Source organism: Micromonospora sp. NPDC023966, from assembly GCF_040639095.1.
Lineage (GTDB): Bacteria > Actinomycetota > Actinomycetes > Mycobacteriales > Micromonosporaceae > Micromonospora.
The window spans coordinates 76907-99836 of record NZ_JBEZZJ010000016.1; the positions used below are offsets into that span (position 1 = coordinate 76907).

Annotated in this window: 17 protein-coding genes; 15 read left to right on the top strand and 2 right to left on the bottom strand. The window is 70.7% G+C overall.

Features of this window, described 5'->3' with window-relative positions:
* Positions 1–115 precede the first annotated feature (115 nt).
* Positions 116–2602, bottom strand: coding sequence for a M14 family zinc carboxypeptidase (locus AB0F68_RS21115; protein ID WP_357340923.1), 2487 nt, complete (start codon positions 2600–2602; stop codon positions 116–118).
* A 443-nt stretch (positions 2603–3045) separates the two neighbouring features.
* Here AB0F68_RS21115 and AB0F68_RS21120 point away from each other — a divergent pair, with 443 nt between their 5' ends.
* The 4 genes from AB0F68_RS21120 to AB0F68_RS21135 are packed head-to-tail and all read left to right on the top strand — an operon-like array spanning position 3046 to position 8132.
* Positions 3046–4533 (top strand): TldD/PmbA family protein, encoded by a 1488-nt coding sequence (locus AB0F68_RS21120; RefSeq protein WP_357340925.1) that lies wholly within the window; start codon positions 3046–3048, stop codon positions 4531–4533.
* Complete coding sequence (locus tag AB0F68_RS21125) at positions 4530–5897, top strand: metallopeptidase TldD-related protein (protein ID WP_357340927.1); 1368 nt, start codon at positions 4530–4532, stop codon at positions 5895–5897. The genes AB0F68_RS21120 and AB0F68_RS21125 overlap by 4 nt, the downstream gene beginning before the upstream one ends.
* A gap of 1 nt (position 5898) precedes the next feature.
* Positions 5899–7107: an ornithine--oxo-acid transaminase gene (gene rocD / locus AB0F68_RS21130; protein WP_357340930.1), complete on the top strand. Its 1209-nt coding sequence runs from the start codon at positions 5899–5901 to the stop codon at positions 7105–7107.
* Positions 7107–8132 carry an SGNH/GDSL hydrolase family protein gene (locus AB0F68_RS21135; RefSeq protein ID WP_357340932.1) on the top strand — a complete coding sequence of 342 codons (1026 nt, stop codon included), beginning with the start codon at positions 7107–7109 and terminating at the stop codon, positions 8130–8132. The genes rocD and AB0F68_RS21135 overlap by 1 nt, the downstream gene beginning before the upstream one ends.
* 133 nt (positions 8133–8265) lie before the next feature.
* Here AB0F68_RS21135 and AB0F68_RS21140 read toward each other — a convergent pair whose 3' ends face one another.
* Entirely contained in the window at positions 8266–9414 is a 1149-nt protein-coding gene (locus AB0F68_RS21140) for a C45 family peptidase (RefSeq protein ID WP_357340935.1), read from the bottom strand.
* A gap of 135 nt (positions 9415–9549) precedes the next feature.
* On the opposite strand from AB0F68_RS21140, the gene AB0F68_RS21145 reads away from it, so the two are divergent.
* From AB0F68_RS21145 to acnA, 11 genes are all read left to right on the top strand, one after another.
* Entirely contained in the window at positions 9550–10500 is a 951-nt protein-coding gene (locus AB0F68_RS21145) for a MurR/RpiR family transcriptional regulator (protein WP_357340937.1), read from the top strand.
* 130 nt (positions 10501–10630) lie between these two features.
* The gene (locus AB0F68_RS21150; RefSeq protein WP_357340940.1) at positions 10631–11716 is read left to right on the top strand and encodes an isocitrate/isopropylmalate family dehydrogenase; all 1086 of its coding nucleotides are present in this window, start codon (positions 10631–10633) and stop codon (positions 11714–11716) included.
* The gene (locus AB0F68_RS21155; RefSeq protein ID WP_357340942.1) at positions 11713–13515 is read left to right on the top strand and encodes an aldehyde dehydrogenase family protein; all 1803 of its coding nucleotides are present in this window, start codon (positions 11713–11715) and stop codon (positions 13513–13515) included. The genes AB0F68_RS21150 and AB0F68_RS21155 overlap by 4 nt, the downstream gene beginning before the upstream one ends.
* Positions 13516–13591: 76 nt before the next feature.
* Positions 13592–14485, top strand: coding sequence for a GntR family transcriptional regulator (locus tag AB0F68_RS21160; RefSeq protein ID WP_357340945.1), 894 nt, complete (start codon positions 13592–13594; stop codon positions 14483–14485).
* Positions 14486–14704: 219 nt separating this feature from the next.
* The gene (locus AB0F68_RS21165) at positions 14705–15508 is read left to right on the top strand and encodes a hypothetical protein (protein WP_357340948.1); all 804 of its coding nucleotides are present in this window, start codon (positions 14705–14707) and stop codon (positions 15506–15508) included.
* The gene (locus AB0F68_RS21170; protein WP_357340954.1) at positions 15509–15724 is read left to right on the top strand and encodes a hypothetical protein; all 216 of its coding nucleotides are present in this window, start codon (positions 15509–15511) and stop codon (positions 15722–15724) included.
* Positions 15725–16284: 560 nt separating this feature from the next.
* Positions 16285–17277 carry a Fe(3+) dicitrate ABC transporter substrate-binding protein gene (locus AB0F68_RS21175; RefSeq protein WP_357340956.1) on the top strand — a complete coding sequence of 331 codons (993 nt, stop codon included), beginning with the start codon at positions 16285–16287 and terminating at the stop codon, positions 17275–17277.
* A 1-nt stretch (position 17278) separates the two neighbouring features.
* Positions 17279–18337, top strand: a complete 1059-nt coding sequence (locus AB0F68_RS21180) for an iron ABC transporter permease (RefSeq protein WP_357340958.1) — start codon at positions 17279–17281, stop codon at positions 18335–18337.
* A complete protein-coding gene (locus AB0F68_RS21185; RefSeq protein WP_357340964.1) occupies positions 18334–19365 on the top strand; it encodes an iron ABC transporter permease in 1032 nt (343 codons plus the stop codon). The genes AB0F68_RS21180 and AB0F68_RS21185 overlap by 4 nt, the downstream gene beginning before the upstream one ends.
* Positions 19366–19374: 9 nt before the next feature.
* Positions 19375–20217: an ABC transporter ATP-binding protein gene (locus AB0F68_RS21190; RefSeq protein ID WP_357340967.1), complete on the top strand. Its 843-nt coding sequence runs from the start codon at positions 19375–19377 to the stop codon at positions 20215–20217.
* Positions 20214–22928 (top strand): aconitate hydratase AcnA, encoded by a 2715-nt coding sequence (acnA, locus tag AB0F68_RS21195; protein WP_357340973.1) that lies wholly within the window; start codon positions 20214–20216, stop codon positions 22926–22928. The genes AB0F68_RS21190 and acnA overlap by 4 nt, the downstream gene beginning before the upstream one ends.
* Positions 22929–22930: the final 2 nt, after the last annotated feature.

Sequence of the window (22930 nt, forward strand, 5' to 3'; positions counted from 1 at the left end):
TGCCACATGAATCGTCGCTGGGACCAGCAAGGCGTGCACGCGACCATTGCCTCGTCAGCGAGGGGGGAACCCCACTGACGAGGCAATGATCACTGGAGGGCGTCGCGGCGCCTGACTACTGCTCGACGACCGTGATCGTCGCCGTGCGGTAGTTGTCGCGCTTGTCGTTGTTCGACGGGTCGTAGTTCTGCTCGATGTTGCCGGCGCTGTCGACCGAGAACCAGCGGAACGTGGTGGTCTCGGCCACGTGGAACACCTGCCCCGGCTCACGGAACTCGGTCGCCGCGTAGCGCGGCGACTCGAGGGTGGGCCGGCTGCCGTCCGTCGTGTAGTAGATGGTGGCCGGCTCGCTCGTCTCGAAGCGCACGTCGACGGGCCCGGAGTACGTCCCGTCGCCGGGAACGAGCCGGGACGTCGGCTTCTGGTTGTCCTTGCCCCACTCCGCCGCGATCCGGAACATCTCCATGATGCCGTTGGCGTATTCCATCGTCTCGGAGTGGCCGCTGACGAGGTCCGGGTTTCCCACCCACGCCGGCTGGAACGAACCGCCCTGCCAGTTGCCAGTGGCCGGGTTGTAGACCGAGCCGCCGACCTCCCAGCCGAAGGCGTAGATCCCGTAGGTGTGGTAGAGGTCCTCACGCACGTTGCCCGCGGAGGAGTAGAGGACGTCCGACGAGCCGCCGACGTTCTCCGGCGTGACGACGGTCTGCCGGTGCGCCTTGACCTGCGACAGGATCCTGGCGGCCGACTGCCAGTAGAACGCCTCGTCACCCAGCGGCGGACGCGGTGTGGTGATCCGCCCGTCCGCGATGTAGGCGCCCGGCTGCCAGAACAGCTGGCCGCCGTTGGAGTGCACCGACATCATGAACTTGATGTTCGAGTACTTCTCGACCAGCCAGATGATGTTCTTCGACTCGGGCTCGGACAGCTTCTCCGGTCCCTGGTAGGTGTCGCTGACGCAGCTGTTCGACCCGCCCGAGTAGCCGTCCTGAGCCGACCCGACCCGGTAGTTCCGGTTCAGGTCCACGCCCCAGGAGTTGCGCCGGGCCGGATCGGCGTTGTCGTCCGCGCAGTGGTTCGTCATGTTCCGACGCTGTGAGGCGAAGTTGTAGAAGCTGTAGTTCGCCCCGTCGGGGTTGTTGGACAGGATGAGGAAGATGTCGGTGTTGTCGACGATCTTCTTCGTCTCCCAGTCGGACTTGTAGTTGTGCACCAGACGCTCGGCCGCCTCCAGGCTGGTCGTCGCGGGCACCCATTCGCGGGCGTGGTCCTGCGCCTGGATCAGCACACCCGGGTTCCTGCCGTCGCGGTGCTTGCCGATCCGCAGGACGGGGATCGTGGCCGGGCCACGTGGCACCTCGCCCTCCGGCGCGCCGACGCGCTTCTGGTCGAGGAAGTCGGTCAGCGCGACCGGGCCGGAGGTCGCCGCGACGATGCCGGTGCCCGCGTTGGTGCGATACGGGTGTGCCCGGTCGACCAGGCCCTGGGACTGGCTCTCCAGCGCCGCCGCCACCTGTGCGGCCGTACTCGCCGGCCCACCGGAGGCGTCCTTCGCGAGGAGGACGCGGATCGCCTTGCCCGCAACCTCGACCCCGAGCGGGAGGTTCGCCCCCGGCCGGTTCACGAACTCGACGGTGATGTCGTTGCCGCCCTCGTGGCCCCATGCGGCCGAGCTGACGACGACAGCGCTCTGCCCCGTGCCGCCGATCGTGGCCTGCGCCTTCCGCTGGTAGCCGTTCGTCTTGTTCGGCAGGTAGACGATCTCGGCGATGTCCGGGTACTGGCGGGCGATCTCCTCGGCGCGGCTGAAGAGCTGCTGCGGGTGCCGGTAACCGTCGACGAAGTCCCACTTGTAGGAGGGGTTCGCCGTCAGCGGAGGCGCGCCGTCCTCGAGCCAGTTGGAGACGTAGCCGGTGGCCACGCCCCCCGTCGAGCTCGTGACCCGGATCTGGCTCGGGCGGGTGTCGAGCTTGAACAGGTTCCGGTGGAACATGTACTGCCCGGAATCGACGAACCGGCTCATTGTCCGGGCGGAGCCGAACGAGGTGTCCGGGCCCGAGTCGTTCTCGAGCTGCATCGTGACGATCGGGTCCGTCTGCGCCCCTTCGGTGGTCCGCGCCTCGACGTAGAGGAAGCCCTGGCCCTTCGTCGTGAACCAGTCGGCACGAGCGATCCGTACCGTCTCCTGGTGAGCCAGCGGCTGCACAGCCTCCGCGCGGAGGGCCTGGGCCTGGAGGCCGCCGTCGGCCTCCTCGCTCCAGGCGAAGCCCTCGCCGTCGGCGAGGATCTCGACGCCCAGCGCCTCGAGTTCGGCGACCTGCTCCGCGGTTGCCACCGCCTCGCCTTCGATTCCGGTCGGCACGCGCCGGAGACCGTGTTCGAGATCGAAGCCGGCGGCGACCACCTTGTCCAGCATGTCGGCGCCGGTCAGGTGGATGCGTACGAGGCGTGCGGCCTCCGGAACCTCGAGGCTGGATCGTCCTGAGCCCGCCGTGGCTGCCGATCCGGCGGGATCCGCAGCCGCGGGGCCGGTTGCCATGAGGACACTTCCCACCAGGGTGGGCAGCGCGAGAAGCGCGATGCGTCGTTGTATGCGCCGCATTCTCCCCTCCTTCTGCTTGGGACATGTGGTTGACGTGGTGGTCGGCCCGGCTGCGGGCGGGTCGAACCACCGCGACGGTCATGCCGAGCTCGCGCAGGGTCGGCCCGTGCGCGACGGTGGTCGCCGTCGTGACGGAGTCGGGGAGGACCGTGAGAGAGCTGGGTGCGTCGAGCGTATGCAGGGTCTTCGCTTCGAAGGATCGGCCGACCTGGATTTGAGAATTACTTGAGGCGTCGCGCGACGGTGAGGATGACGTCGCCTTGCCCCGGCGGCGAGGACGAGCAGCCCCTCGCTGCACTCCGCGCGACGCGACCACCGCGCCGGACTCGGTCGGCAATGGAGCACTCCCGCCTGAAGGATCCACGACAGATGTTGACCGTACATGTAGCGTCTACTACATTGGCGTCAGTGGTTACTACCGCGCGGACCTTGGGAGGTTGACTTTGCCTGCCGATTCCTACGGAGGCAGCCCGGCGCTGCGCGACCCCGCCTTACACGTGCTGGGGTTGCTGCCGGCGGAGGTCGAGTACGCAGACGTACGGGTCGTGAACCGGACCCACGAACTGGTGTTGGTCGAACTCGCCGGTCCGGGTGACGTGGTTTACGAGGAGTCGGTCGGCCTGGGTGTCCGGGTGCTGGTCGATGGCCAGTGGGGCTTCGCCGCCACCCACCGGTTGGACTCGCGCGGCCTCTCGGAGGCGGTGCGTCAGGCCGTCGGCCAAGCCCGGGCGGCCGGGAGCGGACCACCGGTTCGGCTCGGTGAACCGGTGACCACGCGCACCCGGTGGGCCTCGCCGATGATCCAGGACCCGTTCCGGGCGCCACTGTCGGACAAGCTCGATCTGTTGTCGTCGGTGGTCGACGAGGCGCGGACAGCGGGTCCGCAGGTCCAGCGGATCGAGGCGTCGATGGACTTCTTCCGCGATGAGAAGGTGTTCGCCAACACCGAGGGCGCGCTGATCGAACAGTCCGTGACGGAGAGCGGCGCCGGCCTCGTCGTGTACGCCAGCAACGGCGACGACGTGCAGCGACGGTCCTACCCGCAGGCGGTACCGCGCAACATCCGTGGCCAGCGGGGTGACTTCGCCACCGCGGGCTACGAACACATCCCGACGCTGCGGTTGCCCGACGAGGCGGCCCGGGTGGCGTCCGAGGCGGTGGCGCTGTTGACCGCACCCGAGTGCCCGGACGAGACCACCACGCTCGTCGTCTCCGGTTCGCAGCTCGCCCTGCTGCTGCACGAATGCGCGGGGCACCCGATGGAGGCCGACCGGGCGCTGGGCACCGAGGCCAGCCTGGCCGGCGGCACGTACGCATCCCCGGAGCGCCTGGGCAGCTTCCAGTTCGGTGCGCCGATCGTCTCCGTCTACGCCGACGCGACGATCCCCGGGGCACTCGGCTCGTACGGATACGACGACGAGGGCGTACCGGCGCAGCGGACCCAGTTGGTGCGCGACGGCGTCTTCGTCGGTTACCTGTCGGGCCGGGAGTCGGCCGCCGCCCTGGGCGAGCAGTCCTCCGGCGCCGCGCGCGCCGACGGCTGGCAGCGGGTGCCGCTGGTGCGGATGACCAATCTCTGCCTGGAACCCGGGGACTCCTCGTTGGCCGAGATGGTGGCGGGGACCAAGCGGGGCGTCCTGGTCGACATGACGAAGAGCGTCTCCATCGACGATCAGCGCCTCTCCTTCCGTCTCGGGGCCGAGGCGGGGTGGGAGATCCGCGACGGCAAGCTCGGCCGGCTGCTGAAGAACTGTTCCTACTCAGGGGTGACGCCCCGGTTCTGGGCCAGGTGCGACGCGCTCGGCGGCCCGGACGAGTTCCGGGTGCACGGCATCCCCTCGTGCAACAAGGGAGAGCCGTTGCAGGTGGCGCACATCGGCCACGGCACGGTTCCGGCTCGCTTCCGAGAGGTCCAGGTGGGGATCAGGTGAGTGTCGACGAGAGCGTCCGTGCCGACGAGGTCGGCATCGATCCCGCCGCGGTGCGGGACGCACTGCGGGAGTTCGGTGCGGGCACCCGGCTCGACGTGTCCGGCGAGCGCATCGGGCTGCTGCGCTACGCCTGCTCGCGGGTGATCACCCAGCACAGCGAGCGGCGGTTGCGGGTGCGGGTGCGGGTGGCCCGCGACGGCCGCGTCGCCTCCGGCGCGCTGGAGTCTCTGGCGCCGTCGGAGGTACGGGCGCTGGCCGGCAGGCTCGCCGACGCGTTGGCCGTGCTGCCGAAGTGCGAGTCGGGCCGGGTGGACACCAGGCCCGACGCGCGCGAGGCGGTGCCGCCCCAGGTCAGCGAGGCGACGCTGCGGGCCGGCGCGGCGGAGCGGTACGCCTGGTTCGACGGCGTCCGGACCGGACTGGGTGACCGGCTGCAGCTCGGGGGCGCGGCGCGGCACAGCGTGACCGAGCGGATCGTCGCGGACACCGACGGGCTCTTTCAAGCCGAGACCCTGACCCGGGCCTCGTTTCAGGCGATAGCCGACGCCGGCGGCCGGTCGGCCAGCGTACGCCTGCTGGACTGGGACTCCGCCCGTATCGGGGTCGACGGGGTGGCCGACCGACTGCGCGCCGAACTGGCGCCGCTGCCCACGCGGGAGAAATTCGCCGGCACCTGCCGGGTGGTGCTCCGGCCGCAGGCCGCCATCACGCTGCTCGCCACCTACGGGTACGCGGCGCTCGGCGCGGCCGGGTACGCCGACGGTCGTACCGCGGTCGCCGGGCGGCTGGGCGAACAGGTGGTCAGCGATCTGCTCACGCTCGTCGACGATGGCGCGGACCCGGACGGGCTGCCCAGCGCATTCGACGTCGAGGGCACCCCGCGCCGGCGGACGTCGCTGATCGAGGACGGCGTACTGACGGGGGTCGTGTCCAACCTGGAGCAGGCGGGAGTCACGGGAGGTGCCTCCACCGGACACGGCGTACCGCTGGGCTGGCGGTTCGGGGCGGAACCGGCGCCGTCGCACCTCCTGCTCCGGTCCGGCGAGGCGACCGAGGCGGACCTGCTGGCCGGCTGCGAGGACGGCCTCGTGGTCAGCCGGCTCGACTACCTGCGGGTGCTGCACCCCAAGGACACGCTCGTCACCGGTACGACCCGGGACGCCACGTTCTGGGTGCGCGGTGGTCGCATCGTCGCCTGGCATCCTCAGGTGCGGCTGACCTTCCGGATGGATGAGGTGCTGCGCGCGGTACTGGCCGTGGGGCGGGACCGGGAGCGCGGCGAGGCGCCGTTCATGGAGAGTGTGGTGGCGCCCGCACTGCTCATCGACGCCGGGCCGTTCGTGCTGGGCGGCGCAGGTGACTAGCGTGCCGGTCCGGGACGACTCGGCCGCGTTGCTCGCCGAAGCGGAGCGATGGACGGCCCACAACTACCACCCGCTGCCCGTGGTGATCGCGGCGGCCGAGGGCGCCTGGGTCACCGACGTCGCCGGCGAGCGTTACCTGGACTGCCTGGCCGGCTACTCCGCCCTCAACTTCGGCCATCGGCACCCGGCGTTGGTGGAGGCGGCCCGCAAGCAGCTCGACAGCGTGACGCTGACCAGCCGGGCGTTCGTGCACGACCAGTTCGGGCCGTTCTGCCGGGAGCTGGCGCAGCTCTGCGACGCCGACATGGTGCTGCCCATGAACACCGGCGCCGAGGCGGTGGAGACGGCGGTCAAGGTGGCGCGGGCGTGGGGCTACCGGGTGAAGGGGGTACCGGACGGCCAAGCCACCATCGTGGTGGCCGCCAACAACTTCCACGGCCGGACCACCACCATCGTCAGCTTCTCGACCGACCCCGACGCGCGCGCCGACTTCGGCCCGTACACCCCGGGCTTCCGGATCGTGCCGTACGGCGATCTGGCCGCCGCCGCGGCGGCGGTGGACGGGACCACCGTGGCGGTGCTGGTCGAGCCGATCCAGGGCGAGGCCGGGGTGCTGGTGCCGCCGGACGGCTACCTCGCCGGACTGCGCGCGCTCTGCACCGCGCGCGGGGTGCTGCTGGTGGCCGACGAGATCCAGTCCGGGCTGGGCCGCACCGGCCGGACGTTCGCGTGTGAGCATGAGGGTGTCCGGCCCGACCTTTACGTGCTGGGCAAGGCGCTCGGGGGAGGGGTGGTGCCGGTGTCCGCGGTGGTCGGTCGAGGCGACGTGCTCGGCGTGCTACGGCCGGGCGAGCACGGGTCCACCTTCGGCGGCAACCCGTTGGCCTGCGCGGTCGGACGCGCGGTGGTCGGACTGCTGCGCACCGGGGAGTACCAGGAGCGAGCCCGCCGGCTCGGCGCGCTGCTGCACCGACGGCTGGCCGCCCTGCTGGGGCACGGTGTGACGGCGGTACGCGGCCGGGGACTGTGGGCCGGGGTGGACATCGATCCGAGGCTGATGACCGGCCGGCAGGCGTCCGAGCGGCTGCTCGCGCGGGGCGTACTGGTCAAGGACACGCACGGCTCGACGATCCGGCTGGCGCCGCCACTGCTGATCGAGGCGGACGAGGTGGACTGGGCCGTGGCGCAGCTCCGCGAGGTGCTCGTGTGATGGACCTGGCGCCGGACGACTCCCGCCTCGGCCTGACCGCCCACGCGGAGCTGCTCCGCCAGGGCGGCTGGCTGGTGCCACGCCGGTTGCCGGCCGCGGGACGCGAGCCGACCATCGATCCGGGACTGCTCGAGTCGGCCGGCATGCCGGCCGGGGTGCGGTTGGAGTTCACCACCGACGCACGGGCCCTCGAATGGGACGTCGACGTGCGGTTGCCGAAGGTGCCGGTACGGCCGCTGGCCCCGTTCGACGTGGTCGTCGACGGCCGGCGGGTGGCGCGCCGGTTCATCGAAGGGACCGGGGTGGTGGCCGTCGACGGCCTGCCCGCCGGGCGCAAGCGGGTCCAGATCTGGCTGCCCCAGTACGGGTCCAGCCGGCTGGGCCGGCTGCGGCTGCGCGGGGCGAGCCTGGTGGTGCCGACACCGGCCCGGTCCCGCTGGATCACCTATGGCAGCTCCATCACGCACTGCACCGGCGCCGACGGTCCCTCCGAGACGTGGCCGGGCCTGATCGCGACGGCCAACGACTGGCACCTCCGCTGCCTCGGCTTCGCCGGCGAGTGCCACCTGGATCCGGTGGTCGCGCGGTACATCCGGGACACCCCGGCCGATCTGATCAGCCTCTGCGTCGGTGTCAACATCCACGGGGCGTCGTCGTTCGCCGCGCGCTCGCTGGCACCGGCGCTGGTCGGCTTCGTGCAGACCATCCGGGACGGACATCCCCGTACCCCGATCGTGCTGATCACCCCGATCGCCGCCCCGGAGCGGGAGCGGGCGACCAACGCGGTCGGGCTGAGCCTGGGGGAGATCCGGCAGCGCGTCGCCGCGGTCGCCGTCGGCTTGCGCTCGGCGGGCGATGACGATCTGCACGTGCTCGACGGGCTGACGGTGCTCTGCATGGCGGACGGCCACCTGCTGCCGGACGGCCTGCACCCGAATCAGGACGGCTTCCGCTTGATCGCCGAGCGGCTGGCGCCGCGTCTGGCCGGGCTGCTGGCCGCCGGTTCCGGCCGCGCGACGCCGTAGGCAGCACTTCGTCCAACATCCTCAGCGGGACAGGGCCGTGATCGCCCGGGTACGGGCGGCACAGGGCGGTCGCCCTCCGCGGTGGTGCATCGCGGCCGGCGACCGCCCTGTGTGCGGAATCGTGTCCGGCCTGTCAGGCGGACGCCAGCGCCGGAGCGTGGCGCTTGCCGGGCCGGGTGGGGCCGTCGTAGAGGTTGTGGGGCACCACGGCGTAGTCGTTGGTGCACGGCGGCCCGGCGGCGATGCGGTATTCGCCGGTCGTCAGGTCGACCAGGCTCGAGGCGATCGTCAGCTGCGCGTCCACTGGATGATCGGCCTCGTCGGGGTGGGTGCACACCGAGTACGGCGCGGAGAAGTGGTCACTCATGGCGGTCCGTGCGACCGCCGGAATGTCCCGCTCGGTACGCGCCCGCCGCAGCGCCTGGCGCACCCGGTAGCCGCGGTAGAGGGAGTCGATGCTCGACGGCCGGTACGTGGGCTCGATCTGGCTGGGCACGAAGGCCTCGAAGTGGTTGGCGTGCACCAGCAGGCCGTCGGTCGGGTAGAGCCAGCCGTGCCGTCCCGGCGTGGTCTCCACGTCGATCGCGAAGTCGTCGCGGTGGGTCAGCAGCACGTTGGTGGAGAACGACTGGCGCACCCGCAGCACCGCACGCAGGGCCGCGTTCATGTCCCACTGCTCGAGCACCTTGCGGCGGATGAAGTTCAGCGGCACGCCCATGCCGGCGGGGATCGACGCGACGAGTCCGTTGCCGTTGAGGGCGAGTCCGGCGGAGTTGGCGCCGTGCTTGCCGATCTGGCCGGCCTCGACCTGCATCAGGATGGTGGGCTTGCCGGGCTGCTCGATGCGGAGCAGGACGACCGTGTCCCGTACGCCCTCGCGCCAGTCCCAGTTCTGTCCGCAGTAGACGTGACCGTCGCCGCTCGCCTCCGACATGATCGCGAACGAGGTGCACTCGCCCGGTACGTCGTCGAAGGGATTGACGTGGGAGAGCTCGGCGCGTCCGTTGAGCGCGAGGATCTCGCCGAGGTTCCGTCCCGATCCCTCGGCGATGCCCCGCATCTCGTCCACGGCTCCGGGCAGGTAGTCGTCGATGTACGGCACCCAGGCGTGTGAGCGCTCGACGACCTGATTCCAGGACAGGGAGGCCGACCGGGCGAACAGTTCCGCGTAGAACGCGATGGCGGTCTCGATCTGCGGCCGCGCCGCCTCGCCGTAGACGCGGCCCCGCTGTACCGGGTCGGCGCCGGAGATCTCGATCAGTGGGATGGTCAGTGCTGTCACGCGCACTCCTTCCGGTCGCCCAGGCTGTGTGCGGGGCGACGGTCAAAACATGCGACCATCGAGCCGGCGGACGCGCGACCGCGTCGACGGCAGGTACCGGTAATGTAGGCTCTACTACATAGGGGGTCAATAGCTGTGGTAAATACTACGGACCGGCGGGAGCCGACGCTGGCCGAGCGGGTGGCCGCCAGCCGGGACAACCTGAGCCGGGCCGAGTACGCCGTCGCGCGGTACATGGCCGAGAACCCGCAGGAGGTCGCGTTCGCCTCGGCCGAGGAGTTGGGGCAGCTCACTGGGACCAGTGACGCCACGGTGATCCGTACCGTCAAGGCGCTCGGCTACCCCGGCCTGCCCAACCTGAAGCGTTCCCTGCAGGCCTCGCTGCGGGAGCACTTCACCCCGGCCGGTCGCCTCACCCGGGCGCTCGACGCGGTCAGCGACGATCCCGAGCAGATCTTCGACGCGGTCGTCGCGGAGCAGATCTCGCTCCTGCAGGCCGCCCAGCGCACGGTGCGGCAGGGGGAGTTCAACAAGGCCGTCTCCATCATCAGCAACGCCCGGTACGTGCTGACCTGCGCGGTCGGGGTGCACGGGCAGCTGGCCAAGTACTTCACCACCCGGATGCTGCGGCAGGGCCGGTACGCCCACGTCATCGCGGATTCGGGCTTCCTGGTCGCCGACGCGTTGGTCCCGCTGGCCGAGGGGGACGCCGTCATCCTCGTCTGTCATGAGCCGGCCCAGCCCGAAGACGAAGCGGTCATCGATCACGCCCGTAGCGTGGGCGCCAGGATCATCCTGATCACGGACACCCTCGGCAGCGCGCTGACGGACCAGGTCGACGCGGTGCTCTCGGCCGAGATCGGCCCGCACGGCCTGAGCAGCATCACAGTGACCATCACCATCCTCGAGGCGCTGACCCTGGCGCTGGCCGCCGCCGAGCGGGAACGGGTGTCGGGTGCCATGCGGAAGTTGGTCGCGGTGCGCGAACGCCTCGCCGAAGCGGTCGTCACCGAGGCGACCAAGAAGCGGGGCGTCGTCGGCCGGCGTGGGCGAGGCTCTCGCTCCGTCGCCCCTGAACGGGGCTGATACCGCAACCATTCGGCTCACCGGTGCCGGGCCGGGCGCTTGGTATTTCCTCCTTGCAAAAAACCATTGACCGCGGGTAGTGTCCTGATCGCCGGGCGCCGGTGGCGCCCCATCCCGTGAGGTCAACGGCATGAGACTGCTCGTCCTACCCGGTGACGGCATCGGCACCGAGATCACCGAGGCAACCCTGCGCGTCCTGCACGCCACCGACGAGGTCTTCCGGCTGGGGCTCGAATTCGAAACCGCGGAGATCGGCTTGGCGAGCCTCGCCGAGCACGGCACCACCCTGCCCCAGCGGGTGGTGGAGCGGATTCCACAGGTCGACGGAGTGATCCTCGGCCCCGTCTCGCACTACGACTACCCGAGCCGCGACGAAGGGGGCATCAACCCTTCGGCCGAGCTGCGGGTGAGGTTCCAGCTCTTCGCCAACATCCGACCCTGCCGCTCCCACCCCGGCCTCAGCGTGCTGCGGACACCGATGGACCTGGTGATCGTGCGCGAGAACACCGAGGGCTTCTACTCCGACCGCAACATGTACGCCGGTTCGGGCGAGTTCATGCCCGACCCGGACCTGGCCCTGTCGGTGCGCAAGGTCAGCGCCGGCGCGTCCGCACGTGTCGCCCGGGCCGCCTTCGAGCTCGCGCGGCGGCGGCGACGGAAGGTCACCGCGGTGCACAAGGCCAACGTGCTCAAACTCTCCGACGGCCTCTTCCTGCGAGAGGTCCGCCGGGTCGCGGCCGAATACCCGGCCGTCGAGCTGGAAGAACTGATCGTCGACGCCACCGCGGCACTGCTCGTCCGCCAGCCGGAACGCTTCGACGTCATCGTCACCACGAACATGTTCGGCGACATCCTCTCCGACGCGGCCTGCGAACTCTCCGGCAGCCTCGGCTTGGGCGGCTCCATCAACGCCGGGCACGACACCTGCGTGGCCCAGGCGCAACACGGCTCCGCCCCGGACATCGCCGGTCGTAACATCGCCAATCCCGCCTCGCTCATCCTCAGTGCCGCGATGCTGCTCGAGTGGCGCGGCAACCGCGACGGCGTACCGGCCCTCGTCGACGCCGCCGAGGCCGTCACCCGCGCGGTCGACACCGTGGTCGCCGATCCCGCCACCCGCACCCCCGACCTCGGCGGAGCGCTCGCCACGGACGCGTTCGCCGATGCCGTCGCCAGCGCTGTCGAACGCCTCGCCCGGAAGGGAGCCACCGCATGATCGCCTCCGTCGACCCGCACACCGGACAGGAGGTCGCCCGCTTTCCCGCGCTGGCGCCGGCCGAGGTCGACGCGGCGCTCACCGCCGCCGTACGCGCGCAGGCGCAGTGGCGGCAGCGGGGGCTCGCGGCCCGGCTCGCCCTGCTGCGAGACCTCGCCGCCGTGCTCCGCGCCGGGAAGCGGCGGTACGCGCGGCTCATCACCGCGGAGATGGGCAAGCCGCTCGGGCAGGCCGAGGCGGAGATCGAGAAGTGCGCGCTCACCTGCGAGCACTACGCCGCGCACGCCCCGTCGTACCTGGCGGACGAGACCGTCGACACCCCAGGCCGGCACAGTTCCGTGGTCTACGACCCACTCGGGGTGATCCTCGCGGTCATGCCGTGGAACTTCCCGTTCTGGCAGTTCTTCCGCTTCGCCGTACCCGCGCTCGCGGCCGGCAACGGCGCGCTGCTCAAGCCGGCCGAGAACGTTCCCCGGTGCGCGCTCGCCATCGAGGAGGTCTGGCGCGACGCGGGCGGCCCGGACGGCCTGGTCCGCAGCCTGCTCGTCGAGGTGGAGCAGGTCGCCGGGATCGTCGCCGACGACCGGGTGGCCGCGGTCACCATGACCGGCTCGACCCGGGTTGGCGGCCTGCTGGCGGCGCAGGCCGGCGCGGCGTTGAAGAAGCAGGTGCTCGAACTGGGCGGCTCCGACCCGTTCATCGTGCTGGCCGACGCGGACGTCCCGGCCGCGGCTGCCGCGGCGGTCGACTCGCGCTTCCTCAACACCGGGCAGAGCTGCGTCAACGCCAAGCGCTTCATCGTGGCGGACCGCGTCGCCGAGGACTTCGTGGCCGCGGTTTCGGAGCGCATCCGTGACCTGCGGGTGGGCGACCCGACGGAACCGGGCGTCACCGTCGGGCCGTTGGCCCGGGCGGACCTGCGCGACCAGCTGCACGACCAGGTGCGGCGTACGGTCGCCGAGGGGGCGACGCTGGTGCTGGGCGGTGCGCCGGTCGACGGGCCCGGCTTCCACTACCAGCCCACCCTGATCGACCACGTCACCCCGGCCATGACGGCATTCCGGGAGGAGACGTTCGGCCCGGTGGCCGCGGTGGTCCGAGTGGCCGACACGGAGGAGGCGATCCGGCTGGCCAACCAGAGCGAGTACGGTCTCGGCGCCGCGCTGTGGACGGCCGACGTGGCCCGCGCGCAGCGGTTGGCCCGCCGGATCGACGCCGGCGCGGTCTTCGTCAACGCGATGGTGGCCTCGGAGCCGAGCCTGCCCTTCGGTGGCATCAAGAAGTCCGGGTACGGCCGCGAGCTGGGGCGACACGGCATCCTCGAATTCGTCAACGCGAAGACGGTCTCCGTCGCCCCGGCGCCGGCGGTGGTCCCGGAGCCCGGTCAACGGACCACGGTGGAACCGGCCTTTCCGCCGGTGGTGCTGCGTCCGGCGCAGCTGCCGCCCCGCGAGCGCGGCGGCGGTGCCCGTACCGTCCAGCTCGTCACCCGCCGTCGCGGCGCCGACAGCTTCCTCAACGGCATCACGACGTTCGCACCGGGCGGAGCGATCCCCCTGCACGTCCACAACTGTGCCGAGAGCGTGGTCGTGCTGGCCGGACAGGCGATCGTCGAGATCGACGGGGTCGAGGACGAGCTGGGCCCGGAGGACACCACCTACGTGCCCGCGGGTGTCCCGCATCGCTTCCGCAACGCCTCGGCCACCGAACCGATGCGGATCCTCTGGACGTACGCCTCGGTGGAGGCCACCCGCACCATCGTGGCGACCGGCATGACGACCCGGGTGGACGCCGAGTAGGCCGGGTCATCAGGTTGCGTTCGATGCCGCGCCCTATGCTCTGGTGAACGCTGCCAGAGGAGGAGACGGAGCGCGGATGGCGCCGACACCGCTCACCCAGCAGGTCGCGGCGCGGATCCTCGACCACATCCGGGCCAGCGCGATGCCGCGCGGTGCCCGGTTGGTGGAGCGGACCTTGGCCGAGCAGCTGCGGGTGTCCCGGTCGCCGGTGCGCGAGGCGTTACGCCTGCTGGCCGCCGGAGGACTTGTCGAGGCGGCCGAGCGGGGCGGGTACGCCGTGCTGCGGACCGGGGTCGAGCTGCACGGGCCGGCGACCGCCGAGGACGTGGCGGACGACGACCGCGTCTATTTCCGGCTCGCGGAGGATCGACTCAACGGCGTCCTGCCCGACCGGGTCACCGAGAGCGCGCTGGCCCGGGGATACCGGCTCACCGAGCGGCAGCTGCTGCGCGTCCTGCACCGGATCGAGGCGGAGGGCTGGATCGAACGGCGGCCCGGTTACGGCTGGGAGTTCCGGCCGATGCTCACGTCGTTGGACGCCTACCGGGACAGTTACCGCTTCCGCTTGGCGATCGAGCCGGTGGCGATCCTCGAACCGGGGTTCGTGCTGGACCGGGCGGCCGTGCAGGAGGCCCGGGAGCGGCAGCAGCGACTGGTCGACGGGGAGATCTGGACGGTCTCCAAGGCCACCCTCTTCGATCTCAACAGCCACTTCCACCAGACCGTGTTGGCCTGCAGCCGCAACGTCTTCTTCACCGAGGGTCTGAAGCGGGTCGACACGGTGCGCCGGCTGATGGAGTACCGGCAGACGCTCGCCCGCGATCGGGCGCTGGTCCGCTGCCGTGAGCATGTGGCGATAGCCGACCTGCTGCTCGCGGGCGACCGCCAGGCGGCGGCAGCGGCGCTACGCCGTCACCTCTCCACCGTCGGGCCGGAGAAGCTCATCGCCGGCGGCAACGCACCCTCCTGATCGGATCGGCGCGGCAGGTCGATCGGTGCCGGGCCGATGAGGCGTGTCGACGTCTTGTAGCAATTACCACGACTATTGACCGTGTCTGTAGTGACCCCTACGATACCCTGAGCGGCCGCCGTTAGGCAGCGGTCGATCGTCGATGAACCAACTGTCCGACCGCATCCGGTGAAGCACGGTGCGTCGGTGTCCGCGCAGCCGAGAGACAGGAGTTCGAGCATGTTCACCAGTGCGGTAGCCGGGTTGGCCGTGGCAACCTTCGCCGCCTCATTCGTCGAGTTCGTTGAGGCCCTGACGATCGTCCTGGCCATGGGGATGACCCGCAGCTGGAAATCCGCCTGGGTCGGTACCGTGACCGCCCTGCTCGCGCTGGTGGTCTTCACGGCCGCGGCGGGTTACGCGCTGGCCAACTGGCTGCCGGAGTCGGCGCTCCAGCTGGTCGTGGGCACCCTGTTGCTGATCTTCGGGTTGCAGTGGCTGCGTAAGGCGGTGCTGCGCTCTTCGGGCCGGAAGGCCCTGCACGACGAGGCCGAGGAGTTCCGGGAGCAGACCGAGGCGGCGCGCCGGGCCGGCCGGGAGAGCCGCTTCGGCCTCGACTGGTTCGCCTTCGTGGTGAGCTTCAAGGGGGTCTTCCTCGAGGGCGTCGAGGTGGTGTTCATCGTCATCACCTTCGGCCTCAACGCCAAGAACATGCCGGTGGCGATCATCGGTGCCGCCGCCGCCGGCATCGTCGTGTTGGTGATCGGGGCCGTCGCGCACGGGCCGCTGACCAGGGTGCCCGAGAACACCCTCAAGTACGGCGTCGGCCTGCTGTTGGCGAGCTTCGGCCTCTACTGGGCCGTGGAGGGCCTGGGCATCCTGACCGACGGTGGAAACAGCATCGAGTGGCCCGGTGGCGACTGGATGCTTCTCGTACTCATCGCGGCGTGGCTGCTGCTGTCCCGCGCCCTGATCAGCGCACTGCGCCGCCCGGCGCGGCCCGCCGTCACCGCGCCCGTCGCGCGTGCTACTGAGGAGGTCTGAATGGCATTCGTCCGCGGTTTCTTCGCCTTCTGGTACGACTTCATCATCGGCGACGACTGGAAAATTGCGCTCGCGGTCGTGCTGGCGCTCGGTGCCGGCGCCGTCGCGGTGCTCGCCGGGTACGCGGCCAGCGCCCTGCTCGCGCCTCTGGTGGCGCTCGCCGTGCTGGTGGCGTTCACGATCGCGCTCGTCGTCGACGTTCGCGCCAGCAGCTGACGCGTCCGGGGTGAGCCGGGGCGGTGCGGCACCGCCCCGGCCCGATGCCCCGTCGACACAGGCGTCCTTCAGGTTTTCCAGGCCATGAAGGGCGCCTTTGTCGTAGCGCCTTCCCGGTGTTCCGCCGACGTGCCGCGTCAGCCAAGAGGATCGGCGAGGTTGTCCGACCCCGAAACACAAAGTATTGACGACAAGTATTGACGCTGTCTGTAGCGGTTACTACGGTCTTGCCATACCCGGTTGACCGGTCGAGGAGAGGAGCCGGCGATGCCAGGGACAGTAAGCCCCGTCATCGGCCTCCGTCCTTCGAACGGGCCGGCCGGCGAACATCGGGCAACACTTCTCAGCCGCACGGGGACGTACCGGAACGCAGCAGGCCCGACCAGCGAGGCACCTGGCACAGGTTCGGTACAGAGCTGCATCACGACGGGGCCGCTACCCGTCCGCGCGCGTCGCGAACCGACGCGCTGGTTCACCACCCACCCGGGAGCGACGGCGGACCCCGGTAGTTCGGAGCCGCCGCCATCCTCCTCCCTGGCTCGACCATGAGACGAGGAACGATGAGAACGAAATACGGCCTGGCACTGATCGCGACGACAGTCCTGGCGGGCGTAGCGCTCGCCGGCTGCACCACCGGCGACGGCACCGGCTCCACCTCCGCCGTCGGCCAGACGGCCAAGGTGGACGCCAGCAGCAACGCCGGCGCCTGCGGCCAGGAGACCCGCAGCATCACCCACGAGCTCGGCACCACCGAGATCAAGGGGGAGCCGCAGCGGGTGGTGGCGCTGGAGTTCTCCTTCGTCGACGCACTCGCGTCGATCGGCGTGAAGCCGGTTGGCGTGGCGGACGACAACGACCAGAAGCGCATCCTGCCCCAGGTGCTCGACCAGATCGCCGGGTACACGTCGGTCGGCCTTCGCCAGTCCCCGAACCTGCAGCAGATCAGCGCGCTGAAGCCCGACCTGATCATCGCGGACACCGAGCGGCACAAGGCGATCTACGACCAGCTGAAGGGCATCGCGCCGACGATCGCCTTCGACAGCCTGAACGCGAGTTACCAGGAGAACCTGAACAGCGCGGTCGCCATCTCCCAGGCCCTCAACCGGTGTGCGGCGATGGACGAGCGGCTGCGCAAGCACCGCGACACGATGGCCGCGTTCAAGGCCAAGATCCCCGCGGGGGAGAAGACCAAATACATGTTCGGCATCGCCTCGGAGAAGACGTTCGCGGTCTACACCGGCGACGCGTACGCCACGAGCGTGCTCAGGGAGCTGGGGCTGGAGAGCGTACCCCCGACCGAGGGCCAGAACACCCGGGTCGAGCTGAGCCTGGAGACGTTCGTCGCCACCGACCCGCCGGTGCTCTTCGTGGCGAAGTCCGCCGACAAGACGCTGTTCGACCAGTGGCAGACGAGCCCGCTCATCCGTCAGGTGACGGCGGTCAAGGAGCACCGGGTGTATCCGGTCACGCAGGCCGTCTGGTCCCGCTGGCGGGGCATCATCTGCGCCGAGCTGATCGCGCAGGACGTCATCACGAAGCTGTACGGCGGCTGACATGGCGACCGCGACGGTGGTCGCGCCCTCGGCGTCCGACAATGTCGAGCGGCAGACCCGTTTCCGGCACTGGCGGACGCCGCTGGTCAGCGCCGTGATCGTGGTGCTGCTCGGGCTCGGCCTCCTGTGGAGCATCGCCCTGGGCAACGTGGCGATCTCCATCGGCACGATCCTCGCCGCGCTGCTGCACCCGGGCAGCAGCGGGGTCCAGGAACTCGTCGTACGGACCATCCGGCTGCCGCGGGCGCTGCTGTCCGCGGTGGTCGGGGCGAACATGGGCGTTTCCGGCGTGCTCATGCAGACCATCACCGGCAACCCCTTGGCGGCGCCGGAGATCCTCGGCGTCAGCGCCGGGGCGGCGGTGGTGGTGGTAGGCGCGCTCACCTTCGTACCCGGGCTGGTCGGCGCGCCGGTCGTGCCGCTCGCCTTCGCCGGGGGCGCGGCGGCCGGCCTCCTGGTTCTCACCCTGGCCGGTCGTGGCCAGGGCAGAGTCGGCACCGTCCGGCTCGCCCTCGCCGGGTTCACCATCGCCTCGCTGCTGCTGTCGGTGACGCAGGGTCTGATCATCTTCAACGACAACGACACCAAGAACGTCTTCTTCTGGCTCGTCGGCGGAGTGAATTTCGCCCAGTGGTCGGACGTGACGACGGCGTTGCCGTGGGCGGCCGCCGGGCTGGTCGGGGCGCTGGCCCTGGCCCGTTCGCTGGACATGCTCGCCCTAGGCGAGGACATCGCGCGGGGGCTCGGCCTGCGGGTGCAGCGAACGCGGCTGTTCGGTGGGATAGTGATCATCGGGCTGGTCGCCGGCTCGGTGGCCGTGGCCGGGCCGATCACCTTCGTCGGCCTCGTCGTCCCGCACATCATCCGTCGGCTCGTCGGTAACCGCCACCGCGTCGTCCTACCGCTGTCCGCGCTGGGCGGCGCGACGCTGCTGGTCTACGCGGACATCGCGTCGCGGTTCGTCAACCCGCCGTTCGAGGTGCCGGCCGGCGTGGTCACGGCCCTCATCGGCGCCCCGTTCTTCATCGTGCTGGCCCGCCGGCAAAGGACTGTGGCATGACGTCTCACACCATGACCCGGCCGGTGACCGCGCCGGCCACCGCCGGACGCAACCGCCGCCAGTGGACCGTCGGCGTGTCGGCCACGGTGGTGGCGGCGCTGGGCAGCGTCCTCACCATCGGCGCCGGCGTCCCCGGAGTCGGCTGGCTCGACGGCTTCACCGCGCTGCTCGGACGGCTCGATCCGGACAAGACGCGGCTCCTGGAGCAGTTCATCCTGCCCCGGGTCCTGCTGTGCTGGCTGGTCGGCATCGCGCTCGCGGTCTCCGGGGGAGTGCTGCAGGGCGTGGTGCGGAATCCCCTCGCGGCGCCCGACATCATCGGAGTCACCAAGGGTGCCGGGCTGACTGCGATGCTCACGCTGCTGCTCTGGCCGACCGCTCCGGTCATCGCACTGCCGGTCGCCGCCTTCTGCGGCGGGATCGGCGCGGCGGTCGTCGTCTACCTCTTCGCCTACCGCCGCGGTGCGTCGCCGGCCCGCATCGCGCTGGTGGGCATCGCGGTGAGCGCCCTCTGCGAGGGAGGCATCCGGTACCTGCTGGTCCGCAATCCGCTCGACGTGAATGCCGCGATGAGCTGGCTGACCGGCAGCATGTTCGGCCGCACCATGACCCACGTCGGGCAGTTCCTGCCGTGGGTGCTGGTGCTCGTACCGCTGGTGCTGTATTACTCGCGCCGGCTCGACACCCTCGGGCTCGGCGACGACCTCGCCATCGGCCTGGGCGAGCCGGCGGAGCGGACGCGGCGCATCACCCTGCTCCTCGCGGTAGGGCTGGCCAGCGCGGCCGTCGCCGTCGCCGGCACGGTCGGCTTCGTCGGCCTGATCGCGCCGCACATGGCCCGCCGGCTCGTCGGCGGACGTCATCTCGCCCTGCTGCCCACATCCGCCGCCCTCGGCTCGCTGCTCATGGTCCTTGCCGATGCGGTGGGTCGCGGCGCCGTGCCGCCGTTGGAGATCCCTGTCGGGCTGATCACCGCGCTCGTCGGCGGCCCGTACTTCCTGTATCTGCTCACCAAGACCGGCAAGTAGGAGGTCGACGTGCGACTGCATACCGAGGCCATTCAACTCGCGTACGACAATCTCGTGATCGCCACAGATCTGTCGCTCGCCATTCCGGACGGCAAGGTGAGCGTGCTCATCGGCCCTAACGGTTGTGGCAAGTCGACCGCGCTGCGCGCCCTGTCCCGCCTGCTCAAGCCACGCCAGGGAAGCGTCGTGCTCGACGGCCGGACGATCCACGCCTACTCCACCAAGGAGGTCGCCCGGCGGCTCGCCGTGCTGCCACAGGTACTCGTCGCTCCCGAGGCGATCACCGTGGAGGACCTCATCTGGTTCGGCCGACACCCGCACCGACGCTCGCTGTCGGTCCCGTCGAGCGACGACAAGGACATGGTCGACTGGGCCATCGAGGTGACCGGCCTGGCGGGGCTGCGACGCAAGTCCGTCGACCAGCTGTCCGGCGGCCAACGCCAACGCGCCTGGATCGCGCTCTGCCTCGCCCAGGGCACCGAACTGATCCTGCTGGACGAGCCGACCACGTTCCTGGACGTCGCATACCAGCTGGAAGTGCTCGACCTGCTCCACGAGCTCAACATCGAGCAGGGCAAGACGGTGGCGATGGTGCTGCACGACTTCAACATGGCGGCGGAGTACGCCGACCACATCTTCGTGATGAAGGAGGGTTCACTGGTCACCGAGGGGTCACCGGCCGAGGTGCTCACCCCGGCCCTGCTTCACCAGGTCTTCGGCATCGAGGCCCGGGTGCACAGCCACCCGGTCAGCGGCAAGCCGCTCTGCATCCCGATCAAGGGTCGCGCCCGGTCCACGCCCGACGGCTCCGCCACACCGGTGCCGGCGCGCTCCCGAGCGGTGATCGGGTGAGCGCTGGCCGGGACAGCTTCGCGACCGCCGGCACCCTCACCGTCGGCGACGCCGTCTACTCCGTCCACCGCATCGCTGACGTCGCCCCGCCCCGGTTGCCCTACAGCATCCGGATCCTGCTGGAGAACCTGCTGCGTCACGAGGACGGCGAACGAGTCACCGGGGACCAGGTGCAGGCGCTGCTCGACTGGGGATCGGCCGGTTCCTTCGAGCGGGCTGTCGACATCACGCCGGCCCGGGCGTTCCTGCACGACACCAACGGGGTGCCCGCCGTGGCCGACCTGGCCGCCGTACGGGACGCGAGCGCCGCCCTCGGGCTCGACCCGGCCCGGGTCAATCCCGCGATCCCGGTCGAGCTGACCGTCGACCACTCGGTCATCGCCGACGTCTTCGGGCGCCCGGACGCGCTCACCCGCAACGTGGAGTTCGAATACGCCCGCAACGGCGAGCGGTACCGGTTCCTCAAGTGGGCGCAGTCCGCCTTCCGCAACTTCAGGTTGGTGCCGCCCGGCATGGGCATCATGCACCAGATCAACGCCGAGTACCTGGCCCGCGTGGTCATGGTCGAGGACGGCTGGGCGTACCCGGACCTGTGCCTGGGCACGGACTCGCACACCACGATGATCAACGGTCTGGGTGTGCTCGGCTGGGGTGTCGGCGGGATCGAGGCGGAGGCCGCGATGCTGGGCCAGTCGCTGTCGATGCTCGTGCCCCGGGTGATCGGCGTGCGGCTGCACGGCACACTGCCCGAGGGAGCGACGGCGACCGACCTGGTGCTGACGATCGTGGAGCGCCTGCGCCGGCACGGCGTCGTCGCCACGTTCGTCGAGTTCTTCGGACCGGGCGTGACGGAGCTGCCGATCGCCGATCGGCTCACCATCGCCAACATGAGCCCCGAGTTCGGTTCCACCTGCGCCTATTTCCCCATCGACGAGGAGACGTTGCGCTACCTGCGGTTCACCGGCCGCCCTCCGGAGCAGGTGGCGCTCGTCGAGGCGTACGCCAAGGAGCAGGGCCTGTGGCACGATCCGCAGGTTTCGCCCGACTACAGCGACCTGGTCGACCTGAGCCTGTCCGCGGTGGTGCCGTCCATCGCCGGGCCCCGTCGGCCGCAGGACCGTGTCCCGCTCGCGCATGCCCGCGTCGCCTTCCGGGAGGCGCTGGACTCCTCGGGCGGGGGCGCCGGCGCGGCATCGGACACGGGTGGTTCGGGCGGCGCGAGACCGGACGTGACGGGCCCGGTGGGTGGGGGTGAGTCGATCCGACCCGGCAGCGTCGCCATCGCGGCGATCACCTCGTGCACCAACACCTCCAACCCGGCGGTGATGGTGGCGGCCGGACTGCTGGCGCGCAACGCCGTGGAGCGCGGCCTGCGCAGCAAGCCCTGGGTGAAGACCAGCCTGTCACCCGGCTCCCGGGTGGTCACCGACTACTACGAGCGGGCCGGCCTGATGCCGTACCTGGCCGAGCTGGGCTTCCACCTCGCCGGGTACGGCTGCATGACCTGCATCGGCGGCTCCGGGCCACTGGTGCCGGAGGTGTCGTCGGCGGTCCGGAACCGGAACGTGGACGTGGTCGCCGTGCTCTCCGGAAACCGGAACTTCGACGGCCGCATCAATCCGGAGGTGCGGATGAACTACCTGGCCTCGCCGCCACTGGTCGTGGCATACGCGATCGCCGGGACCATGGACATCGACCTGACCACCGAGCCGCTCGGACTGGACCCGGCGGGCCGTCCGGTCCATCTGCGGGACATCTGGCCCGCGCCCCGTGAGGTGCGTGAGGTGATCGAGTCGACCCTGCGGCCGGAGATGTTCACCCGGGCGTACCGGGACGTCTTCGCCGGCGACGCGCGTTGGCGGGCGTTGCCGGCAGGTGCGGGGGAGAGGTTCGACTGGGAGCCGGACTCCACGTACCTGCGCCGGCCGCCCTATCTGGACGGGATGACCGACCGGCTGGAGCCGGTGACAGACATCCGCGACGCCCGCGTGCTCGTCAAGCTCGGCGACTCGGTGACCACCGATCACATTTCGCCGGCCGGCGCCATCCCGGCGCATACGCCGGCCGGGCGTTACCTGCGCGACCGCGGCGTCGGCCGGGGCGACCTCAACACGTACGCGTCCCGCCGGGGCAACCACGAGGTGATGATGCGTGGGACGTTCGCCAACGTGCGGCTGCGCAACCAGCTCCTGTCCGGTGTCGAGGGCGGCTACACCCGGGACCTCACCGCCGGACCCACCGCGTCGGCCGAGCCGGTGAGCATCTATGACGCTGCCATGACCTACCGGGCCGCCGGGATCCCGCAGCTGGTGCTGGCGGGCCGCGAGTACGGCACCGGGTCCTCCCGCGACTGGGCCGCCAAGGGTCCCGCGTTGCTGGGCGTACGGGCCGTGCTGGCCCGGTCGTTCGAGCGGATCCACCGGTCGAACCTGGTGGGCATGGGAATCCTGCCGCTCGAGTTCCTCAACGGCGACTCCGCCGAGTCGCTCGGCCTCACCGGTACGGAGGTGTTCCACATCACCGGGCTGGCCGGCGCCGACGCCGGGGCGTTTCCCGAGCGCGTCGACGTGCACGCCGGTGACCGTTCCTTCCCCGTGCGGGTACGCCTCGACACGCCACGGGAGGTGCTCCACTACCGGCACGGCGGGATCATGCCGTACCTGCTGCGCGAACTGGGCGCCAGCCACGGCGGGTCGTTGATCCACCGGTAGCC